The sequence below is a fragment of the Streptomyces sp. NPDC001770 genome (assembly GCF_053596135.1).
Genome location: NZ_JBSFFN010000004.1, coordinates 46,883 through 65,997 on the forward strand (window position 1 = coordinate 46,883; position 19,115 = coordinate 65,997).

General features: G+C 72.7%; 17 protein-coding genes and 1 pseudogene. 8 read left to right on the plus strand and 10 right to left on the minus strand.

Features of this window, described 5'->3' with window-relative positions; all coding sequences use genetic code 11:
* Positions 1–126: 126 nt before the first annotated feature.
* Both ACWCSV_RS05320 and ACWCSV_RS05325 read right to left on the minus strand, forming a co-directional pair.
* Positions 127–609: a hypothetical protein gene (locus ACWCSV_RS05320; RefSeq protein WP_451138725.1), complete on the minus strand. Its 483-nt coding sequence runs from the start codon at positions 607–609 to the stop codon at positions 127–129.
* Between the two features lie 173 nt (positions 610–782).
* Entirely contained in the window at positions 783–3,074 is a 2,292-nt protein-coding gene (locus ACWCSV_RS05325) for a hypothetical protein (RefSeq protein ID WP_451138727.1), read from the minus strand.
* A gap of 176 nt (positions 3,075–3,250) precedes the next feature.
* Between ACWCSV_RS05325 and ACWCSV_RS05330 the strand changes: the two genes are divergently transcribed.
* Positions 3,251–3,814, plus strand: coding sequence for an NADAR family protein (locus ACWCSV_RS05330; RefSeq protein ID WP_451138729.1), 564 nt, complete (start codon positions 3,251–3,253; stop codon positions 3,812–3,814).
* A 94-nt stretch (positions 3,815–3,908) separates the two neighbouring features.
* On the opposite strand, the gene ACWCSV_RS05335 is transcribed toward ACWCSV_RS05330, so the two are convergent.
* Complete coding sequence (locus ACWCSV_RS05335) at positions 3,909–4,619, minus strand: DUF4190 domain-containing protein (protein ID WP_451138731.1); 711 nt, start codon at positions 4,617–4,619, stop codon at positions 3,909–3,911.
* A gap of 155 nt (positions 4,620–4,774) precedes the next feature.
* Between ACWCSV_RS05335 and ACWCSV_RS05340 the strand changes: the two genes are divergently transcribed.
* The 5 genes from ACWCSV_RS05340 (at position 4,775) to ACWCSV_RS05360 (ending at position 9,917) form a co-directional block, all read left to right on the plus strand.
* Positions 4,775–5,809 (plus strand): adenosine deaminase, encoded by a 1,035-nt coding sequence (locus ACWCSV_RS05340; protein WP_451138733.1) that lies wholly within the window; start codon positions 4,775–4,777, stop codon positions 5,807–5,809.
* Positions 5,810–5,830: 21 nt separating this feature from the next.
* Positions 5,831–6,535 carry a glycerophosphodiester phosphodiesterase gene (locus ACWCSV_RS05345; protein ID WP_451138735.1) on the plus strand — a complete coding sequence of 235 codons (705 nt, stop codon included), beginning with the start codon at positions 5,831–5,833 and terminating at the stop codon, positions 6,533–6,535.
* 117 nt (positions 6,536–6,652) lie between these two features.
* Complete coding sequence (locus ACWCSV_RS05350) at positions 6,653–7,894, plus strand: sensor histidine kinase (RefSeq protein WP_451139092.1); 1,242 nt, start codon at positions 6,653–6,655, stop codon at positions 7,892–7,894.
* Entirely contained in the window at positions 7,891–8,628 is a 738-nt protein-coding gene (locus ACWCSV_RS05355; protein ID WP_451138737.1) for a response regulator, read from the plus strand. The genes ACWCSV_RS05350 and ACWCSV_RS05355 overlap by 4 nt, the downstream gene beginning before the upstream one ends.
* Before the next feature lie 71 nt (positions 8,629–8,699).
* The gene (locus ACWCSV_RS05360) at positions 8,700–9,917 is read left to right on the plus strand and encodes a serine hydrolase domain-containing protein (protein WP_451138739.1); all 1,218 of its coding nucleotides are present in this window, start codon (positions 8,700–8,702) and stop codon (positions 9,915–9,917) included.
* A 24-nt stretch (positions 9,918–9,941) separates the two neighbouring features.
* On the opposite strand, the gene ACWCSV_RS05365 is transcribed toward ACWCSV_RS05360, so the two are convergent.
* Positions 9,942–10,502: a hypothetical protein gene (locus ACWCSV_RS05365; protein WP_451138741.1), complete on the minus strand. Its 561-nt coding sequence runs from the start codon at positions 10,500–10,502 to the stop codon at positions 9,942–9,944.
* Positions 10,503–10,640: 138 nt separating this feature from the next.
* Complete coding sequence (locus tag ACWCSV_RS05370; RefSeq protein ID WP_451138743.1) at positions 10,641–12,080, minus strand: gamma-aminobutyraldehyde dehydrogenase; 1,440 nt, start codon at positions 12,078–12,080, stop codon at positions 10,641–10,643.
* Positions 12,081–12,475: 395 nt separating this feature from the next.
* Between ACWCSV_RS05370 and ACWCSV_RS05375 the strand changes: the two are divergent.
* A pseudogene (locus ACWCSV_RS05375) lies at positions 12,476–13,129 on the plus strand (ABC transporter ATP-binding protein); the annotation flags it as partial.
* Positions 13,111–14,280 carry a hypothetical protein gene (locus ACWCSV_RS05380; protein ID WP_451138745.1) on the plus strand — a complete coding sequence of 390 codons (1,170 nt, stop codon included), beginning with the start codon at positions 13,111–13,113 and terminating at the stop codon, positions 14,278–14,280. The pseudogene ACWCSV_RS05375 and the gene ACWCSV_RS05380, both read left to right, overlap by 19 nt.
* Positions 14,281–14,359: 79 nt before the next feature.
* Here ACWCSV_RS05380 and ACWCSV_RS05385 read toward each other — a convergent pair whose 3' ends face one another.
* The 5 genes from ACWCSV_RS05385 to ACWCSV_RS05405 all read right to left on the minus strand — a co-directional run bounded on the left by ACWCSV_RS05385 (position 14,360) and on the right by ACWCSV_RS05405 (position 19,086).
* Complete coding sequence (locus ACWCSV_RS05385) at positions 14,360–14,812, minus strand: SRPBCC family protein (protein WP_451138747.1); 453 nt, start codon at positions 14,810–14,812, stop codon at positions 14,360–14,362.
* Between the two features lie 96 nt (positions 14,813–14,908).
* Positions 14,909–15,820 carry an alpha/beta hydrolase family protein gene (locus ACWCSV_RS05390; protein ID WP_451138749.1) on the minus strand — a complete coding sequence of 304 codons (912 nt, stop codon included), beginning with the start codon at positions 15,818–15,820 and terminating at the stop codon, positions 14,909–14,911.
* A 133-nt stretch (positions 15,821–15,953) separates the two neighbouring features.
* Positions 15,954–16,370, minus strand: coding sequence for a hypothetical protein (locus ACWCSV_RS05395; protein ID WP_451138751.1), 417 nt, complete (start codon positions 16,368–16,370; stop codon positions 15,954–15,956).
* Positions 16,371–16,438: 68 nt separating this feature from the next.
* Positions 16,439–17,470 (minus strand): ABC transporter ATP-binding protein, encoded by a 1,032-nt coding sequence (locus ACWCSV_RS05400; protein ID WP_451138753.1) that lies wholly within the window; start codon positions 17,468–17,470, stop codon positions 16,439–16,441.
* A gap of 2 nt (positions 17,471–17,472) precedes the next feature.
* Positions 17,473–19,086, minus strand: a complete 1,614-nt coding sequence (locus ACWCSV_RS05405; RefSeq protein ID WP_451139094.1) for an ABC transporter permease — start codon at positions 19,084–19,086, stop codon at positions 17,473–17,475.
* Positions 19,087–19,115 lie beyond the last annotated feature (29 nt).

Genomic DNA, 19,115 nt, shown 5'->3' on the forward strand with positions numbered 1-19,115 from the left:
CCGTACGACGGGGAATGGGGCGGCGCGCACAACATGGTCCAGACCAATCGAGTTGTCAAGACCACTGGCGGCGACACCTCCCGTCACCCCGGCCCGAAGTCGCCCCTTCCGGGGCGCTTCACCGCTTCATCGGCCCAGGTCACCGCCGTCCGCGGCCCGTTCGCCCGCCGCCACGACGGCCGCCGCCTCGTGCATCGCGAACTCCAGCAGTACGGGGTCGGTCAGCGTCCCCGACCCGTCGGGCGGCACCAGCCAGCGCACCCCGCCGGCCACCTGCCCCGGGCGTGGGACCACGATCCAGGTGCCGGCCCCCAGGCCCCGCACCCCCGTGCCGAGCCACCGCGAGGCGGTGCCCGGTGGCACGAAGAAGCCCATCCGGGCGTCGCCGAAATCGGCGAGGACGGGGCCGGGCCGGTCGATCAGACGGGTGAGTACGTCGAGCGTCGGATACCCGAGCCGCGCGGTGAGGATCAGTACGTCCCAGCGCCTGCCGGTGGGCAGGAGCGCGATCCCCCGCGGATCGCGCTCCCACTCCCGCCGGCAGGCGCTGGGATCGGGTGCCGCCGATGCCAGCCATCGGGCTGCCGCTCCTGCCGTCGTGCCAGTCACGCCTGGCCTCCCTCTTCCGTGTGCGCGGATGGTGCGTTCACACGGAGAGAGAGCGGATGGGCGGAATCGTTACGCGGGTCGGGGCCACCAGTTCCCTGTGAGGTGGGACACAGGGGAATCCGCGTCCTCACGGAGGGACGGACGGGCCGGCAGCGGGGTCAGGCGCTGTCCCGTCAGGAATTCCGGCGGGCTCGGGGCCAGAGCACCAGGCCCAGGACGAGCGCCAGGGTCACGACGCCGGCCACGCCCACGAGAGCCCATGTCGCGGCCCCGTCGCTCTCGAAGAACCCCGCCTGCAGCACCTGGATGATGCCCGAGACCCCCGCGGCGGCGATCACTGCCAGGAACACCTCCAGTTTGGCGCGCTGCTTGCTCTCGCGCCGCTCCTCCTCCCGGGCTTCCTGCTCCTCGCGCTGCCGGGCCAGTTTCTCTATGGTGACGCCGAGTTGCTCCTGCGTCACCTCCTCGATCATGGCGTTGAGCTCGGTGACACGGTCCTGGAAACCAGAGCACTCCAGCAGCAGCCGGAGGCTGTCCGCCACAACGGGTGAGGCCACCAGAGAGGGCGAACGGATGAGCGCGACCGTCGATCTGACCCCGGTGACGAACTTGTCGAGCCGTATCTTCTCGGCGTCCAGACTCCGTTCGAGTGAGCCCAGAGCCTGAGCGTCGGCACTGTGGTCGCCCTCCGCCTCGACCACAAGCTCCTGAATACTTCTGACCTGCCGGTAGTGGTCGGCCAGTTCGAGCGACCATCCGGCGAAGAGGCCGTCCAGCGAGGCGGCGAACTCCGCCACGCTCGCGCGGGTGCCCTGGGTGAACGAGGCGACGCCGGGCGCCAGGATGACGGTCGTGTTGGAGGTGCGGACGGTCCGCTCCCCGATCAGGCCGGTCGCGGTCGAGGAGAGCTGGTTCTCCGTCTCGTAGCGGATCCACTCGGCCGGCGCTCCGATCAGGTAGGTGACCGGGTTGGTGAGCAGTTGGGCACCCACCGCCTCGAGCAAGCCGTCCACGGAGCGCACCTCGCGGCGCGACGGGGAACTCGCGGGACCGGGTGCGGTGGAGGCCGCTTCGACGGTGACGACGAGCTGGAACATGCCCTGACGCGCGACGACATCGGCGCCGGAGGTGGCCGCGTTGTCGGCGAGGCGCCTGCCGACGTCCTCCGCGAGCTGCACCGCGAGATCCGCCAGCCGCGGCCACACCCTGCGCGTGCCGTCCACACGCGGGGCGCCCTTGAACACGACGTGCACGTTGCCGTGTTCGGGTGCGGCGCGCAGCATCATCGCGTAGAGATCGGCGGGCATGACGTCTTCGACGTCCGCCGCGAACCGCACGTAGTGGTTGCCCAGTCGCGAGAACCGGATCTCGGCCTGGAACCGCGCCGCTCCGTCGGGGACGGCGTCGGGGTCGGAGGCGGAGGCGGCTTCGGGGCCGGGGTCCGCGCCGTACATGAGCACGTCGGGGAGCGTCAGGAACGCGCCCTCGTAGTGGCGCCCGAACGCGTCCGAACCGTCCCAGACGTCGTCGAGGTTGAGCGAACCGTTCACCGACACGGGCGTCACGTCCCCCAGGGACCAGCCCTCGGCCCTCCCCCCTACGCAGTCCAGCACCTCCTGGTTCCGCACACCGCGGGTGGCGAACGGGTAGAGGTAGACGATCTTCCCCTGGTCGATCCGCAGCCAGGGATCGTGGCGTACACGGTTCAGCTCCCTCAAGGAGAAGCGGTGGGCCCGCAGCTCGCTCGCGTAGACGCTGCCGGTGATCGCATCGCCCTCGTCGGCCGCCTCCAGATCCGCGATGGCCTGGTCGAGCGGCGCCCCGGTCGCGAGGAATTCGCCCACCGCGCCCACCGCCGCGCCGACGACAGTGTTGTACGCCTCGCACTCCTCGGCACGGCGGACAAGGTAGGCGCTGAGGTCCGGGTGAATGCCCGCGGCCCTGCGGGCGAGCGCCGCCGCTTCCCGCGCCTTCGCCGCCGCGACGCCGAGGGCCGCCTCGTGGGCGTCCAGCCGCCCGGTGGTCATGGCGTTCTCGGCGCGGATCTGCTCCGTGAGGCTCCGCATCAGCGCGAGGACGGCCCTCGTCAGTATCGCGTCCTCCCCCCTCACCACCCCCCCGTGGTCGCGCAGGCAGTCCTGCGCGCCCTGAAGGGTGTCCCACATCGGCTGGTAGTGGTAGGACTTCTCCCACTCCTCCTCGACCGACAGGAAGACCAGCAGCAGCATCAACGGCACCCCGCCCGGTTGCGCGGCGGCTTTCGGCAGCTGGGCGAGGATCTCCGCCTTCGCGGACTCCGTGCGGTCGGCCAGCCGACGGCTCGACGGCAGCAGTTCGGGAAAGCGCGAGGAGTCCCACTGCGGCAGCTCGTGCAGTGTTCCGGTATCGACATGAATTCTGGTCAGCCAGTCACGCAGCGGCTGCAACTCGCCCTCGCCCAGGGCCCCCACCAAGTCACGATGCATTGGGCGATGCTATTACGCCTGCGCTCCGGACCGACAGTGTTCCGCAACTCACTTTGCGTGATCACGGGTTGGGGTGATATCCGCCGCTTTCGCACTCTCCGGGCCGGGGCGCCGCCCGCCCGTGCCGGGATGCCCGTGGCCGCCGGCGTCAGCGGCAGGTGCCACACTCGCATGCCATGGAACAGATGGACGATCTCCTCACCCGGACCCGGAGCGGCAAGCGGGTCAAGTACCTGCTGTTCTGGGGCCACCGTCCCCTTCCGGACGGCTCGCTGGGCGCCTCCTGCCTCAGCCAGTGGTGGCCGTCGCCGTTCACCGTCGACGGAGTGAGGTATCCCTCCGCCGAGCACTGGATGATGGCCGGGAAGGCGAGGCTCTTCGGTGATGCCGAGGCGGAGCGGGCCGCGCTGGAGGCCCGCAGTCCGGCCGCCGCGAAGAAGGCGGGGCGTCTGGTCCGCGGCTTCGACGAGGAGGTGTGGGTGCGGGAGCGCTTCGGCCTCGTGGTGGCGGGCAGCGTCCACAAGTTCGGACAGGACCCGGCGCTGCGTGCGTATCTGCTCTCCACCGGGAACCGCGTCCTGGTGGAGGCGAGCCCGGTGGACCGCGTCTGGGGCATCGGGCTGGCGAAGGACGACGAGCGGGCCGAGGACCCCGGGCGGTGGCGCGGACTGAACCTGCTGGGTTTCGCGCTGATGGAGGCGCGGGAGCGGCTCCGGACCGGGGCGCCCGAGCCCGCTTGAGTTCCTGCCCCGAAAACCACGCGCCGCCCGCACGGCCGGGCATGGGCCCGGTCGGACGGACGGCGTGGGACGGACGGCCCGGTGCTCCGGGACGTCAGGACCCTTCGACGACGAGGGACGTGGCGAACGGGTCGTCCGTGGACCCGCTGTCCTCGAAATCCTCCGAGTGCGTGGCGAACAACCAGATCAGGAACCCGATGATCACCGCGCCGATCAGGATCCCGATGGACCCGGTGATGATCCCGGCGAGCGCCTGACCGGCGTTGGTGGCCTCGCCCCGCTGAGCGCGCTTGCGGCCCAGGATGCCGAAGATCAGGGCCAGCACGCCCAGGACGATGCTCAGGACCCCGTACATGCAGAACAGGCAGATGGAGAGGATGCCCAGCACCATCGCCGCTATGCCCATCCCGTTCGACGGGGTGGGCGCCCAGACCGCCTGGCCGCCGTAGGCGTCGTACCCGGCGTAGTTGGGGTACGGCTGCGGCGGGGCGGCGGGGTAGCCGTACTGTCCCGCCGGCTGCTGCCCCGGGCCGTTCGGGGAGACCGGCGGCGGGGGCATCGCGGCAGGCCCGGGACCGGGGCCGCCCTGCGCGGGCGGGGGCCCGAACCCTCCGGCGACCGGGGCCGCCCAGGCGTCCTGCCGCGGCTCCTCGACGCCCGGTACGGACGTGACGGTCGGCTGGTCGTGCACCGCGGGCGGACGGACGTCCCCGCTCTGCTTGCCCAGGTCGACCCGGTTGTCCGGGGCGGCCCAGGGATCGCGGGGCGCCTCCCCGCCGCCGGGCGGCTCGGTGTTCTCTGACATGTGACTCCCCCCTAGTGGTGCCGTCATGCTACGGCCCGGGCCGCACCCTTCCGCCGCCGCCTACGATGAACGGTGCCACCGGCGGCCCCTGCCGGAGAACCGGGCGCCGCGGGCGGTCGGTACCGGCGTACCGAGAACCACCGGAGAGACTCCTGATGACCGACCTCCACCCTTTCATCGCGGGACTGCCCAAGGCCGAACTCCACGTGCACCACGTCGGCTCGGCGTCCCCGCGCATCGTGGCCGAGCTGGCGGCCCACCACCCCGACTCCAAGGTGCCCACCGACCCCGAGGCGCTGGCCGGCTACTTCACCTTCACGGACTTCGGCCACTTCATCGAGGTGTACCTCTCGGTGGTGGACCTGATCCGCACCCCGGAGGACGTCCGGCTGCTCACGTACGAGGTCGCCCGCGACATGGCCCGGCAGAACATCCGGTACGCCGAGCTGACCGTGACGCCGTACAGCTCGACCCGGCGCGGCATCCCCGAGCAGGGGTTCATGGAGGCGATAGAGGACGCCCGCAAGGCGGCCGAGGCGGAGTTCGGCACCGTGCTGCGCTGGTGCTTCGACATCCCCGGGGAGGCGGGGCTCGAAGCGGCCGAGGAGACCGCCCGGCTGGCCGTGGACCTGCGGCCCGAGGGGCTGGTCTCGTTCGGGCTCGGCGGGCCCGAGATCGGCGTTGACCGCCCGCAGTTCAAGCCGTTCTTCGACCGCGCCATCGCCGCCGGCCTCCACTCGGTGCCGCACGCCGGCGAGACCACGGGCCCGCAGACGGTGTGGGACGCCCTGACGTCGCTGCGTGCCGAGCGCATCGGGCACGGGACGAGTTCCGTGAAGGACCCGGCCCTGCTCCAGCACCTCGCGGAGCGGCGGATCCCGCTGGAGGTCTGCCCGACGTCCAACATCGCGACGCGCGCGGTGGCGGACCTGGACTCGCACCCGATCAAGGAGATGGTGGCGGCCGGTGTGCTGGTCACCGTCAACAGCGACGACCCGCCGATGTTCGGCACCGACCTGAACAACGAGTACGCCGTGGCCGCCCGCCTGCTGGGACTGGACGAGCGCGGGATCGCGGAGCTGGCGAAGAACGGCGTGGAGGCGTCCTTCATGGACCCGGCCGGCAAGCGGAAGCTGGCCGCCGAGATCGACACGTACACGACACAGTGGCTCGCGGCCCCCGGCCGCTGAACCGGCCGCCACAATGGCCCCATGGCACACACCGTCACCGCCGTGGGGCATCGCGGAGATCCCTACCGCGCCCGTGAGAACACGCTGTCCTCGATCCGGTCCGCCCTCGAACGGGGGGCGGACGCGGTCGAGATCGACGTCCGGGTGACCCGCGACGGGGTCCCCGTCCTCCTCCACGACGCCACGCTGGAGCGGCTCTGGGGCCACGACGTCCGCCTGGACGCGCTCGACCACGCGGAGGTGGTGGAGCGCACCGGCGGCGGAGTACCGACCCTGCGCGAGGCGCTGGCCGCGGCCGGTCCGCACCGGGTGATGGTGGACCTGCCCGGCTCCACCGCCGCCTCGGTGCGGACGATCGTGGGTACGGTGCGCGAGTCCGGGGCAGGGGACCGCGCCTACTACTGCGCGGGCCCCGACGCGATGCTCCGGGTGCGCGCCGCCGACCCCTCGGCCGAGATCGCGCTGACCTGGACGACTCTCGCCCCGCCTCGCCCCGAACTCCTCGCGGCGATCGGCCCGCGCTGGCTCAACTACCGGTTCGGGCTGGTGACCAGGGACCTGACGGACCGCGCGCACCGGGACGGCCTGCTCGTCTCCGCCTGGACCGCCGACACCGGGCGCACCATGCGCCGACTGGTCTCCCGGGGCGTCGACTCGATCACCACCAACCGGATCGACGTGCTGAGCGGACTGCTCGCCGACTCGGCTCCGGTCACACGCGGCTGACCTCCTGGCGAACCGCCCGGGCAGTCCGGACCACCTGGGCGGAGCCCGTTCCCTGCCGCCGTCCGGCATGATGGCCGCCGGGTCCGCCGGGGGTGCGGCCCCGCGGCCGGGGGCGTGGTGGACGTGGACGTACGGGGACGGTGGGTGCGGGCGCGCGCGGGGTGGCGGGGCCGCCCCTGGGCGGCGGACGCCGGGGTGGCCCTGCTGGTGCAGGCCGCGGTGAGCGTGCCCTGGCTGCTCCCCCGCGACCCGGGCCAGGAGCCGGCGAGCCTCACGGCCTACCTCCTGACGACGCTGACGGTGCTGCCGCTGGTGTGGCGCCGCCGGGCCCCGGCCACGGTGCTGCTGACATGCATGGCGGCGCTCGGGCTCTACACGGCAGCGCTGGACGGGCCGGGGCAGACCCTGCCGTACACGGCGCTGGTCGCCCTCTACACGGTGGGTTCCGCCTGCCCCTCGCCGCACCGGCAGCTCCTGCTGGCCCTCTCGCTCGCGACCGTCTTCCCCGCCACCGCGTGGAACACGGGAGAGATCCGCGAGCTGGTCTTCTCTCTCATCGTGCTCGGCGGGGCCTACGGCTTCGGCCGGCTCGCCCGCCTCCGCCAGGAGTACACCCGAGCCGTGGAGGAGCGCGCCGAACAGCTGGAGTTGACGCGCCACGTGGAGGCCGAGCGGGCGGCTGCCCGGGAACGGGCGCGGATCGCCCGGGAGATGCACGACGTCCTGGCGCACGCGGTGAGCCTGATGGTGGTGCAGGCGGAGGCGGGGCCGGTGGCGGTGCGTACGGCCCCGGAGCGCGCGGAGGCCGCTTTCGAGGCGATCTCGGAGGCGGGGCGGGACGCGATGACACAGCTGCGCCGCATGCTGGGCGTGCTGCGCGAGGAGGGCGCGGCAGGGGAGCCCGCTCCACGTGAACCGCAGCCCGGACTGGGCGAGTTGTCCCAGCTGATCGAGCGGGTGCGGGCGAGCGGCTCGGAGGTCGTCCAGGTGGTGACGGGCTCGCCCCGGCCGGTCCCGTCCGACGTGGAAGCGGCGGCGCACCGCATCGCGCAGGAGGCGCTGACCAATGCGGTGAAGCACGCTCCGGCTTCCCGGGTCACCGTGGAACTCGTCTACGGTGCGGACGCGTTGGAGCTCGTGGTGACGGACGACGGGGGTGGCGTCACCGACGGCCGTGTTCCCGCATCGCCGTCGCCCTCCGTGTCGTCGTCGCCCAGGGGGTTCGGGCTGGTCGGTATACGGGAGCGGGCCGCGGCGCACGGCGGGACGGCCCGCACGGGCCCCGCTCCCGGAGGCCGCGGCTTCCAGGTGTCGGCCACGATCCCCTTCGCCTTTCCCGTTCAGGAGGCCGGAAGTTGACGATTCGCGTGGTGGTGGCCGATGACCAGGAGCTGGTGCGCAGCGGTTTCGCCATGATTCTCGACGCGCAGCCGGACGTCGAGGTGGTCGCGGAGGTGGGTGATGGCGCCGGGGCCGTGGCGGCGGTGCGCGCGCTCGGCCCGGACGTGGCGCTGTTGGACGTCCGGATGCCGGTCATGGACGGTATCGAGGCGTGCCGGACGATCAGCGCGTCGAGCGACTGCCGGTCCGTCATGCTCACCACCTTCGACACGGACGCCTACGTGTTCGAGGCGTTACGGGCCGGGGCGAGCGGTTTCCTGCTGAAGGACGTACGCCGGGACGATCTCGTGCACGCGGTGCGGGTGGCCGCGGCCGGAGATTCCCTGCTGGCGCCCTCCGTGGCCCGCAGGCTGATCGCCGCGTACACGGCACGTCCGGTGCCCGTCGCCCCGTCCGCCGCCGCGGCCCGGCTGGCGGCGCTGACGGGCCGGGAGCGGGAAACCCTGCTGCATCTGGCGCGCGGGCTCTCCAACGCGGAGATCGCCGAGGCGCTCGTCGTCAGCGAGCACACGGTGAAGACGCACGTGGGCAACGTCCTGTCCAAGCTGGGCCTGCGCGACCGCGTCCAGGCGGTCATCTGCGCCTACGAGACGGGACTGGTGGCTCCCTCTCCCCCGGGAGAGGGAGAAGACGTCCCCGCCTCCCTCGCACGGGTGAGGGAGGTTCCCCCGGCCAAACCCCCGCTCGGGTGATCCGCTGGGCACCCGGGATCAACAGGATGGAGTCACCGCAGAAGGACGACATCCCACGACGGAGGCTCCCGATGAAGACCCGTGCCCGCACCCTGCTCGCCTCGTCCCTGGTCCTCGGCGTCCTGGCCGGCCCCGCCACCGTCCCGGTGCACGCGGCGACCGGCCCAGCCGCCGTCGCCGCCGTCGGCGGCGTCACCACCGCCGATGTCGCCACCGTCGGCGACGCCGGCTCCCGCGCCCTGACGGCGGCGATCGCGGGGCTTCCCCGGGAGGACGCCACTGCCGCGCTCGTCCGGGTCGGAGGCACGGAGGGCACATGGCGGGGCAGCGCCGGTGTGCACGATGTCGCCTCCGGCCGTCCCGCCGACCCCGGCGCCCGCTTCCGTGCCGGCTCCGTGACCAAGGTCTTCACGGCGGCCACCGCCCTCCAGCTGGCCGCCGAGCGGAAGCTCTCGCTGGGCCGCACCGTCCGCTCCTACCTTCCCGGCCTCGTCCCGGCCGCGTATGCCGGGGTCACCGTGGGCCAGTTGCTCAACCACACCAGTGGGATACCGGCGGCCGACATGCCGGGCGGGACGGTGGAGGAGTGGTACGCCCACCGTTTCGACCCGCACACCCCGCAGGAGATGGTGGCCTCCGCGACCGCGAAGGAGCCGGAGTTCGCCCCGGGCCGGAGCCAGCACTACCTCAACATCAACTACACCCTGCTGGGCCTGCTGATCGAGAAGGTCACCGGCGACCGTTACGCCCATCAGGTCGCGGTACGCATCCTGCGCCCACTCGGCCTGGACTCCACGTACTTCCCCGAGGGCGAGGCCCGCATCCGGGGCCCGCACAACCACGGGTACCAGCTCTTCCCGGCCGCCGACGGCACATCGGAATGGCGGGACGTCTCGGTCTGGGGGACGGCGGACGCATGGGCCGCGGGAGACATCGTGACGACCACCGCCGACCTGGAGCGATTCACCCGGGCTTTGTTCCAGGGCCGTGTGGTGCGCGGCCCCCTGCTGGAGCAGATGTTCACTCTGCCCGAGCACTCCGTGCGCATGTACGGCTCCGGCGACCCCGCCCAGTACAGCGCCGGGCTCTCGGTGATGACCCTGGGCGGGCGGGAGGTCTGGGGAAAGACGGGCGGCCGCTACGGCTACAACACCGCGATAGCCGCGACCCGGGATCTGTCGAGGACCCTCGTCTACAGCGTCAACTCCACGGACGCCAAGGGCGAGGACCTGAACCCCACGGCGCTGAACATCATCATCGCCGCGTACGGCGCCCCGTCCGCCCCCTGAACAGCGAGGACACCGGCCGGCCCCTCACTGCGCTCCGGCGGGCACCCGCCGGGGCGGCGGTTCGGCACCGCCCGGTCCGGCACCGCTCGGTCCAGCCGCCTCGAGCCGCTTGATCAGCCGCCGCACCACGAGCAGTGGGACGACTCCGAACACACCGAACGACATGTCGATGACCGTCCACCAGAACGGGATACCCCTCAGTGGCCCGCAGATCAGGGCGAGCGGCAGGATGCCGGCGGAGGCGATCATGCCGAACTCCACCACCCAGATGTTGCGGACCGGGTCCCGGTAGGGCCCGTAGAACGCCACGGCGATGACGAGATGGGCGAAGGCCAGCCAGTCGGTCCCGTACAGCACGAAGGGGTAGTGCGCGTCTGCCTCGTCGAGCCCGGTGCGCACCCGGGTGATCCACTCCATGAGGGCGGACAGATGCTCGGGGACCGGGGACGCGGAAGAGGCCAACAACTCCTCGGTCCAGCGGAGTTCGTGCACGAGCGGGAAGGCGGTGAGGCCGCTCAGCGCCAGGCAGACGATGAAGAGGACCAACCACACGCGTACGCGCCGCACCAGGGCATGCTCGCTCATGCCCCGCACTGCACGTCATTTATGAACGTGTTCAAAAGCGTTCGGGCGGAACCGGAGAGAGCACCCCTGGACGCCGGACGGCCCCCGTAGAACCGGGGGCCGTCCGGGAACCGCGGCGTGTTCCGAGAGGCTGCGCGGTCAGCCTTCGAGGGAGGTCATGACGTGCTTGATCCGCGTGTAGTCCTCGAAGCCGTACGCCGAAAGGTCCTTGCCGTAGCCCGACTTCTTGTACCCGCCGTGCGGCATCTCGGCGACCAGCGGAATGTGGGTGTTGATCCAGACGCAGCCGAAGTCGAGGTTCTTCGACATCCGCATCGCGCGGGCGTGGTCCTTGGTCCACACCGAGGAGGCGAGCGCGTACTCGATGCCGTTGGCGAACTCCAGCGCCTGTGCCTCGTCGGTGAAGGACTGCACGGTGATGACGGGGCCGAAGACCTCGTTCTGGATGATCTCGTCGTCCTGGCGCAGGCCGGAGACGACGGTCGGCGCCCAGAAGTAGCCCTGGTCGCCGACGCGGTGGCCGCCCGCCTCGACGGTGGCGTGCGCCGGGAGGCGGTCGATGAACCCGCTGACCTGGGCGAGCTGGTCGGCGTTGTTGAGGGGGCCGTAGAGCACGTCCTCGTCGTCCGGCAGCCCCGTCTTCGTCTCCTTGGCCGCCACGGCCAGGGCCGCGACGAAGGCGTCGTGCACCGACTCGTGCACCAGCACCCGGGTCGCCGCCGTACAGTCCTGGCCGGCGTTGAAGTAGCCCGCCTCGGAGATGCCGGCCACCGCCTTGTCGATGTCCACGTCCTCGAAGACCACGACGGGCGCCTTGCCGCCGAGCTCCAGGTGGACGCGCTTGACGTCCTTGGCCGCCGAGGCGGCGACCTGCGCACCGGCCCGTACGGAACCGGTGATCGAGGCCATCGCGGGGGTCGGGTGCTCCACCATCGCGCGGCCGGTCTCGCGGTCGCCGCAGATGACGTTGAAGACACCGGCGGGGAGGATCTCGCCGATGATCCCGGCGATCAGGACGGTCGACGCGGGGGTGGTGTCGGACGGCTTGAGGACGACGGTGTTCCCCGCCGCGATGGCGGGGGCGAACTTCCAGACCGCCATCATCATCGGATAGTTCCAGGGCGCGACCTGCGCGCAGACACCGACCGGCTCGCGCCGGACGATCGAGGTCAGGCCCTCCATGTACTCCCCGGCCGAGCGGCCCTCCAGCATCCGGGCAGCGCCCGCGAAGAAGCGGATCTGATCCACCATCGGGGGGATCTCCTCGCTGCGGGTGAGCGCCAGCGGCTTGCCGGTGTTCTCCGACTCCGCCGCGATCAGCTCCTCCGCGTGATCCTCGAACGCGTCGGCGATCTTGAGCAAAGCCTTCTGCCGCTCGGCGGGCGTGGTGTCGCGCCACCCGGGGAACGCCGAGGCGGCTGCCGCCATGGCGGCGTCGACGTCGGCCGGCCCGGAGAGCGGCGAGGTCGCGTAGACCTCCTCCGTGGCCGGGTTGACCACGTCGATGGTCCGCCCGTCGGCGGCGTCCCGGAACTCCCCGTCGATGTAGTTGCGCAGACGGCGCACCTCGGTGGTCACAGCCACCACTCCTTCTCGTCGGTCTCTCGTCGGTCTCTCGTCGGCCCGGTCCTGCATGGCCAGCGTACGTACAGCAGCCGGTCGGCCGGGGCGTCCTGCGGATCGCTGCCCTCACGACCTGCGCACACCAGCTAGCCCCTCGTGGCCACCTCGGCCTGAATGCACCCGATCGAGTGAGAACAAACTCGTCCGGGCCGCGTGCTGTTCGCACACCCCGTTCCCACTCCCTACCGTGCCCAGTGACCGATCGGCCGCGTCTTCGTTCCCCCGTACGGGGGAACGGGAAACTGACCTGAACCGAGGTGTACGCCATGGTGGCCCCGCCGGACAACGACGTGATCTGGGCACGCTCCCTGCATCACTCCCACAATGGATCGCCGGGCCTCAGCGGTGTCTCGCTCGGCGTCCGGGACGGCGAGATCCTCGCGGTCACGGGGCCGCGCGGCAGCGGAAAGTCCACGCTGCTGCACTGCCTCTCCGGCCAACTGGTGCCGCAGCAGGGCGAGGTGTGGTTCAACAGCGTGCCCGTCCACACCATGGGCCCCCGCCTGCGCGAACAACTGCGTCGCGACCGGTTCGGCTGGATCGCCTCCGATCCGCAGCTCGTCCCCGAGCTCAGTGCCTGGGAGAACGCGGCGCTGCCGCTGCTGCTGCGCGGCGTCTCCCACCGCACCGCGAAGAAGGCCGCCATGGAGTGGCTGGAGCGCATGGACATCGGACCGCTCGCCAAGAAACGGCCCCACGCGCTGCTCCAGATCCAGCGTCAGCGGATCTCCGTCGCACGCGCCCTCACCGCCGCCCCTTCCGTGATCTTCGCGGACGAGCCGACCGCGACCCTGCACGGAGCCGACCGCAACCAGCTGCTGCGCACCCTCACGGCGGCGGCGCGTTCGCACGGCATCACGGTGGTGATGGCCACCCACGACGCGGAGATCGCCGCACTCGCCGACCGTACGGTCCCGATGCTGGACGGCCGCCGGGTCGCCACCGTCAAACTGCCCGCCGTGGCCGACACGGAAGGCCGTTCGGCGTGCTCGCTCTCCGTCTAGCCCGCGGCTCCCATCCCCTCGTCCTGGTCAGGCGGCTGCTGGTCGCCTCTGCCTCCGCCGGGGTGGGCTTCCTCCTGCTGAGCACGCTCGGGCACGCCTCCGGGCACCCGTCCCAGGCGGCGGGCTCGGTGCTCCGGCTGCTGTGGTGTTCGGTACCGCTGGCGGCCACCGTGCAGTTCGCCGTCGCGGTCGCCCGTACGGACCCGAGTACCAGACCGCGCCCCGGGCTCTCCGCCCTCGGTCTCGGGCCGGTCCGGCTGTCGGTGCTCGCGGCGGTCTCCACCGCGGTCGCCACCACGCTCGGCTCGATGGTCGCCCTGCTCTTCTTCCTGCACCTGCGCGGCGATCTGACCGGAATGCCCTTCGACGGCGGCGCGGCGGAGTTCCTGGGCGCCGGTACCCCGCTGCCGCTCGCCGCCGCGCTGGTGCTGCTGGCACTCGTCCCCGTCTCGGCGTCCGTGGCGAGCGCGCTGGCCCTGCGGTCCCGGCCCACGGCCCCGGCGCCGGACGAACCGTTCGCGGCGGAGGAACCCGCCTCTCCCGCGGCCGCTCCGGCTGGACTGCCCTGGGGTGTGGCGCTGGCCGCCGCCGGTCTTGCCGTGGAGGCGTACGCGAGCCGGGGTTCGGGGGGCAGTCCCTTCCCGCTGCCCGGCCGGCTCGACTCCACCCCCGCCGGTGTGCTGGCCGGCTGGGTCCTCACCGCGACCGGCCTGGCGCTCGCCGGGCCCGGCCTCACCCACCTCTGCGGCCGGCTGCTGCAGTCGGCACGGCCGGGGGCCGTGCGGCTGCTGGCGGGCCGGGTCCTGATGGACGAGGCCCGCCGTATCGGCCGGCCGCTCGGCATCGTCTGCGCCGTGGTCTCGGGCGCCGTCGCGGCGATGGCGTTGTACGAACCGGGGTCGCGCCCCTACGGCCCGCTCACCGCGCTCGGAGCGGTCCTGGTCCTGGGCTGCACGACGGCGTCCCTGCTCACCTCGGCCATCGAGGCGCGACAGGACCGGGCACGGACCTCGCAGACGCTGCACCGGATGGGTGCCCATTCGTCCGTCCTGCGCTCCGCGACCGCGCTGCGGGCGGTGGCCCTGCTGCTGGTGTTCGCCCCGCTGACCTGGGTTCTCGCCCAGCTGGCAGCCCTGCCGTTGTCGGGCTGAGAAGGCCGAGAAGGCCGAGAAGGCCCGAGAGCGCCGGGATCCCGCCGTACGCCGGGCCCCGGCGCTCTCGTGCGGGACCTCAGGGGCGCGCTGCCAGGCGGGCGGCGAGGGCGTCGAAAAAGGCCTCCCAGCCGTCCTCGGCGGCGGCGTACTGCTCGGACGTGAGGTGGCCGCCGCGCTGCTGGAAGACCAGCTCGGTGGTGGAGCCCGGGCGCTCGTGGAAGGTGGCGGTCACGGTCTCGCCGTCGCCCTCGGGCGCCGTCGCGTCCTGGAGCGTGAAGACGATCCGCTCCGGGTCCGCCACTTCGAGGTACGTCCCGTGGAACGGCATCTCGGTGCCGGGCACCACCAGCACCAGGCTCCAGGTGCCTCCAGGGCGTACGTCCATGAACATCCGGTCGAGCGGTACCTCCGCGTCGCCGCCGTACCAGGCCGCGAAGTCCTCCGGATCGGTCCACGCCCGGAAGACGCGCTGCCTGGGGGCGTCGAGTACGCGGGTGATGTCGATGCCCTCGCGCGCTGACTGGCTCATGATCCGCGTCACTGTCCTTCCCGGTCGGCCCGCTTCCGGTGCCGGCGGGGCCCGTCTCCAGCTTGCGCCGACCGCCCGGGGCTGTCGCGGCGGCGGTCAGGACGGGCCGGGGCTCGGGGACGTCCAGGAACCCGGAGTGTGTCCGGTGAGATGGTGCCGGAAGAACGCGGCGGCGTCCGCCCCCGTCCGCGCCCTGGCCCCCTCACCGCCCGGCAGGTGCTCGAAGAAGTCCTCGTGCCGGACGCCGGGTCCCACGCAGAGCCCGGTGATCCCGGGGATGTGGTCCAGGTACGGTGCGGTGTCCTCGGCGTACGGGGTGACGGCGTCGGCGCCGCCCCAGCGGAGCGCCACCGGAATCCGGATCGCGGCCAGGCTGCCGGGGGTCAGCAGCGATCCCAGGCCGGGTGCCACCTGGAAGACGGCCCGCACCCGCGGGTCGGACACGTCCGCCCCGGAGTCCTGGACGGCCGCCGCCAGCTCCTCGGGCGTCCGCTTCTTCCGTACCGCCGCGAGCAGGTCCGGGAACTCCGGAATCACCGGCTCCGGCAGCTTGCCGTCGAGCACGGCAGCCACCACGTCCCGGTCGACGCGCGCCCCCGCGAGGGCGGCTGCGGTGTACCCCCCGAACGAGAACCCGGCGACCCCGACCGGCCCCAGGGGCTCCCGGGCCGCCAGTGCGTCGAGCGCGAAGGTGACGTCCCTCGGGCGCTCCCAGCCGAGGAGGAAGCCCTCGGGCTCGTATCCGTCGACGAAGTTGTTGCCGTGGTGGTCGAGCGCGACCACCCGGAGGCCCGCCTCGACCAGCGGACGCACCAGCCAGTTCATCGCACTGCCGGAGCCGCCCGTCCCGTGCGACACCACGACCAGCGGACCGGCGTCGGTCGCGCGGCGGACCGGCTCCCACACGTAGAGCCTTACCGGGCGGGGCGCGGCGGGATCGCGCAGGTCGCGTCGGGAGTCGTCGTACAGGACGGATATGCGCGGCTCGGCCGGCCCCTGGATCGTCATGGACGGCAGCGTAGGCCCCGGTCCGGCGCTCCCGTACGCGGTTCGGCCCCTTCGGAGCCCGGACCGGCGGCCGGACCCGCTCCCGTGCGCGGTTCCGCTCTTCGGTAGAGCGGACCGGCGGCCGGAGCACGGCTCACGCCCTGGCGGCCACGGCCTCGATCCCGGCAGCCCGGAGCCTGCGGGCCAGGCGCTCCATCTCGGGCATCGTGCCCACGTACGTGCCCGAGACGACCTCGCTCAGCACGGTCCTGACATCGGCCAGAGCCAGGCCGAGGCCGGCCCTCAGCACCCGCATGACCGCGGCGCCGCTCGCCGCCGGGTCCACGCGGAGCCGCACCGGACCGTGCTCGGAGAGCAGGCGGTCCCGCAGGCCGGCGGACAGCTCACCGCCGCACACGGCCAGCCGGAGGCCGCAGGCCGGACAGTTGGTCTCCGTGTCCCAGGTCAGGGAATCGTCCACCAGCGCGTGAACGCCCGAGCACTCCGTCTCCGCACCGCAGTCCTGGCACGCGACCGGGTAGGAGAGGTACTCGACAACCATCGGCTCCATGGCCACCCCCGCGGAAAGAGTAGGCCGCGTGCCGGGACACGCCGGAACTGCCGCCGGGCAGCCGCCCGTCAGGCCCCCGGCGCCGCCGCCAGGACCACCGTCCCCGCCGCGTCGAAGGCGACCCCGACGACCGCGCCCTCGGCCGGGGTGTCGGCGAGCGCGCACTCCGCCTCCACGACCGGACCGTGCTCGGGGCTCAGCCGTACGGCGACCCGGTCGCCCCGGAACGTACGCGCTCCGGCCACGCACCGCAGGCCGTCCTCCGGGGCACCGATCCGCACGCCCGCGGGCCGTACGAGCAGGTCGCAGCGGCCCTGCGGTGATTCCTCCGGTACGGGCACCTCGCCCCACGGGGTCCGGGCGGTGGTGCCGGTGACCGTCGCCTCGACCACGTTGTCGAAGCCGAGGAAGCGGGCGACGAAGGCGGAGGCGGGGCGCTGCCAGACCTCCAGCGGGGTGCCCGCCTGCGCGATCCGGCCGTCCCGCATCACCACGACCCGGTCGGCGAGCGCGAAGGCCTCGCCCTGGTCGTGGGTGACGGCGAGCACGGTCGTGCCCAGTTCCGTGAAGAGCGAGCGGAGTTCGACGACGAGGCGTTCGCGCAGCCCCCGGTCGAGCTGGCCGAGCGGTTCGTCCAGCATCAGCAGTCTCGGGCTGGGCGCGAGAGCGCGGGCGAGCGCCACCCGCTGCTGCTCACCGCCGGACAGCCCCGCGACGGCCCGGGGGCCCGCGCCGGACAGACCCACCAGATCGAGGAGTTCAGCGACGCGATCGCGCCGGCCGGCCCGGTCGACTCCGCGCATCCGCAGCCCGAAGGCGACGTTGGCGGCCACGTCCCGGTGCGGGAAGAGCTGGTGGTCCTGGAACATCAGCCCGAGGCCGCGCCGGTGCACCGGGACGCCCTCCTGGTCCGCGCCGTCGAGGAACACCCGGCCGCCGTCGAGCGTCTGGAGCCCGGCGACGACGCGCAGCAGGGTGGACTTCCCACTGCCGCTCGGGCCGAGCACGCAGACGATCTCGTGGTCGGCGACCGAGAGGTCCACCGCGTCCAGCACCGCCCGTCCGCCGAAACGGACCGTGGCCGCGTCCAGCTCCAGCATGGTCAGAACTCCCCGGATCGGTCGGTACGGATGCGTTCGAGGAGCAGCAGGGAGGCGGCGCACACCAGCATCAGAATCGTGCTGAGGGCCATCGCCTGGCCGTAGTTGAGCTCCCCCGAACGGCCCAGCAGGCGCGCGACGGCGACCGGCAGGGTCGGGCGGTCGGGACGGGCGATGAAGACGGTGGCGCCGAACTCACCGAGCGAGACGGCGAAGGCGAAGCCGGCGGCGACCAGCAGCGCCCGGCGCACCAGCGGGAGGTCCACCTCGCGCCAGGCCCGCAGCGGCGAGGCGCCGAGGACGGCCGCCGCCTCCCTCAGCCGCGCGTCCACCGCGCGCAGGACCGGCAGCATGGTCCGTACGACGAAGGGAACGCCCACCAGAGCCTGGGCGAGCGGCACCAGGATCCAGGAGGTGCGCAGGTCGAGCGGCGGTTCGTCCAGGGTGATCAGGAAGCCGAAGCCCACGGTGACCGCGGAGACGCCGAGCGGCAGCATGAGGAGCGCGTCGAAGCCCCGGACCAGCCGCCCCGCCCGGCGGGTGAGCGCGGCGGCGGCGAGCCCCCCGACGACGAGGGAGATGCCGGTCGCGGCGAGGGCGTACTGGAGGGAGTTCCAGATCGCCTCCAGCGGGGCGACCAGGAAGGTGGAACCGCCGGCCTCGGCCGATCCCAGGGCCCGGTAGTAGGCGAATCCGTGCCCCCCGGGCTGGTCGAAGGACCGCTCCACCAGCACCCCGAGGGGCAGCAGGATGAGCACCAGCACGGTCAGCAGGAGCACGCCGAGGAGCGCCCACTGGCCGGCGCCGCGCGGGCGGCGGGCGGTCTGCGCCGGGTCGACGAGGCGCAGGGCCCGCTCCCGGCGGCGTACCGTACGCGCGTGCACGGCCAGGATGGCGCCGACGGCGACGAACTGGACGAGGGTCAGCACCGCGGCCGTGGGCAGGTCGAGCAGCTGCGCGGTCTGCCGGTAGATCTCCACTTCGAGCGTGGCGTAGGCGGGTCCGCCGAGGATCTGTACGACACCGAACGAGGTGAACGTGAACAGGAAGACCATGAGGGCGGCCGCGCCCACGGCGGGGGCGAGCGCGGGCAGCGTCACCCGGCGCCAGGCGGCGAACCGCCCCGCGCCCAGCACCCGGGCGGCCTCCTCCTGGCGCGGGTCGAGCTGCGACCAGAGCCCGCCGACCGTCCGTACGACCACGGCGTAGTTGAAGAAGACGTGGGCCAGCAGGATCGCCCAGACGGTGGTGTCGAGGCGTACGCCCCACAGCTCGTCGAGCAGCCCGCCGCGCCCGAGCAGGGCGAGGAAGGCGGTGCCGACGACGACGGTCGGCAGCACGAACGGCACGGTGACGATCGCGCGCAGCAGCTGCTTGCCGGGGAATTCGAGGCGGGCGAAGACGTAGGCGCCGGGCAGGGCGATGAGCAGGGTCAGCGCGGTGGAGGCGAACGCCTGCCAGGTGGTGAACCAGAGGACTTCACCGAGGTCCGCCCGGCCCAGGACCTCGCCGAAGCGCGCGAACTGCCAGCCGTCCTCGGTCTTCAGCCCCCGGGCGACGATCGCGGCGACCGGGTACGCGAAGAACAGCGCGAAGAACACGACGGGCACAGCCATGAGGCCGAGCCGCGTCGCGAGGGAGCGCG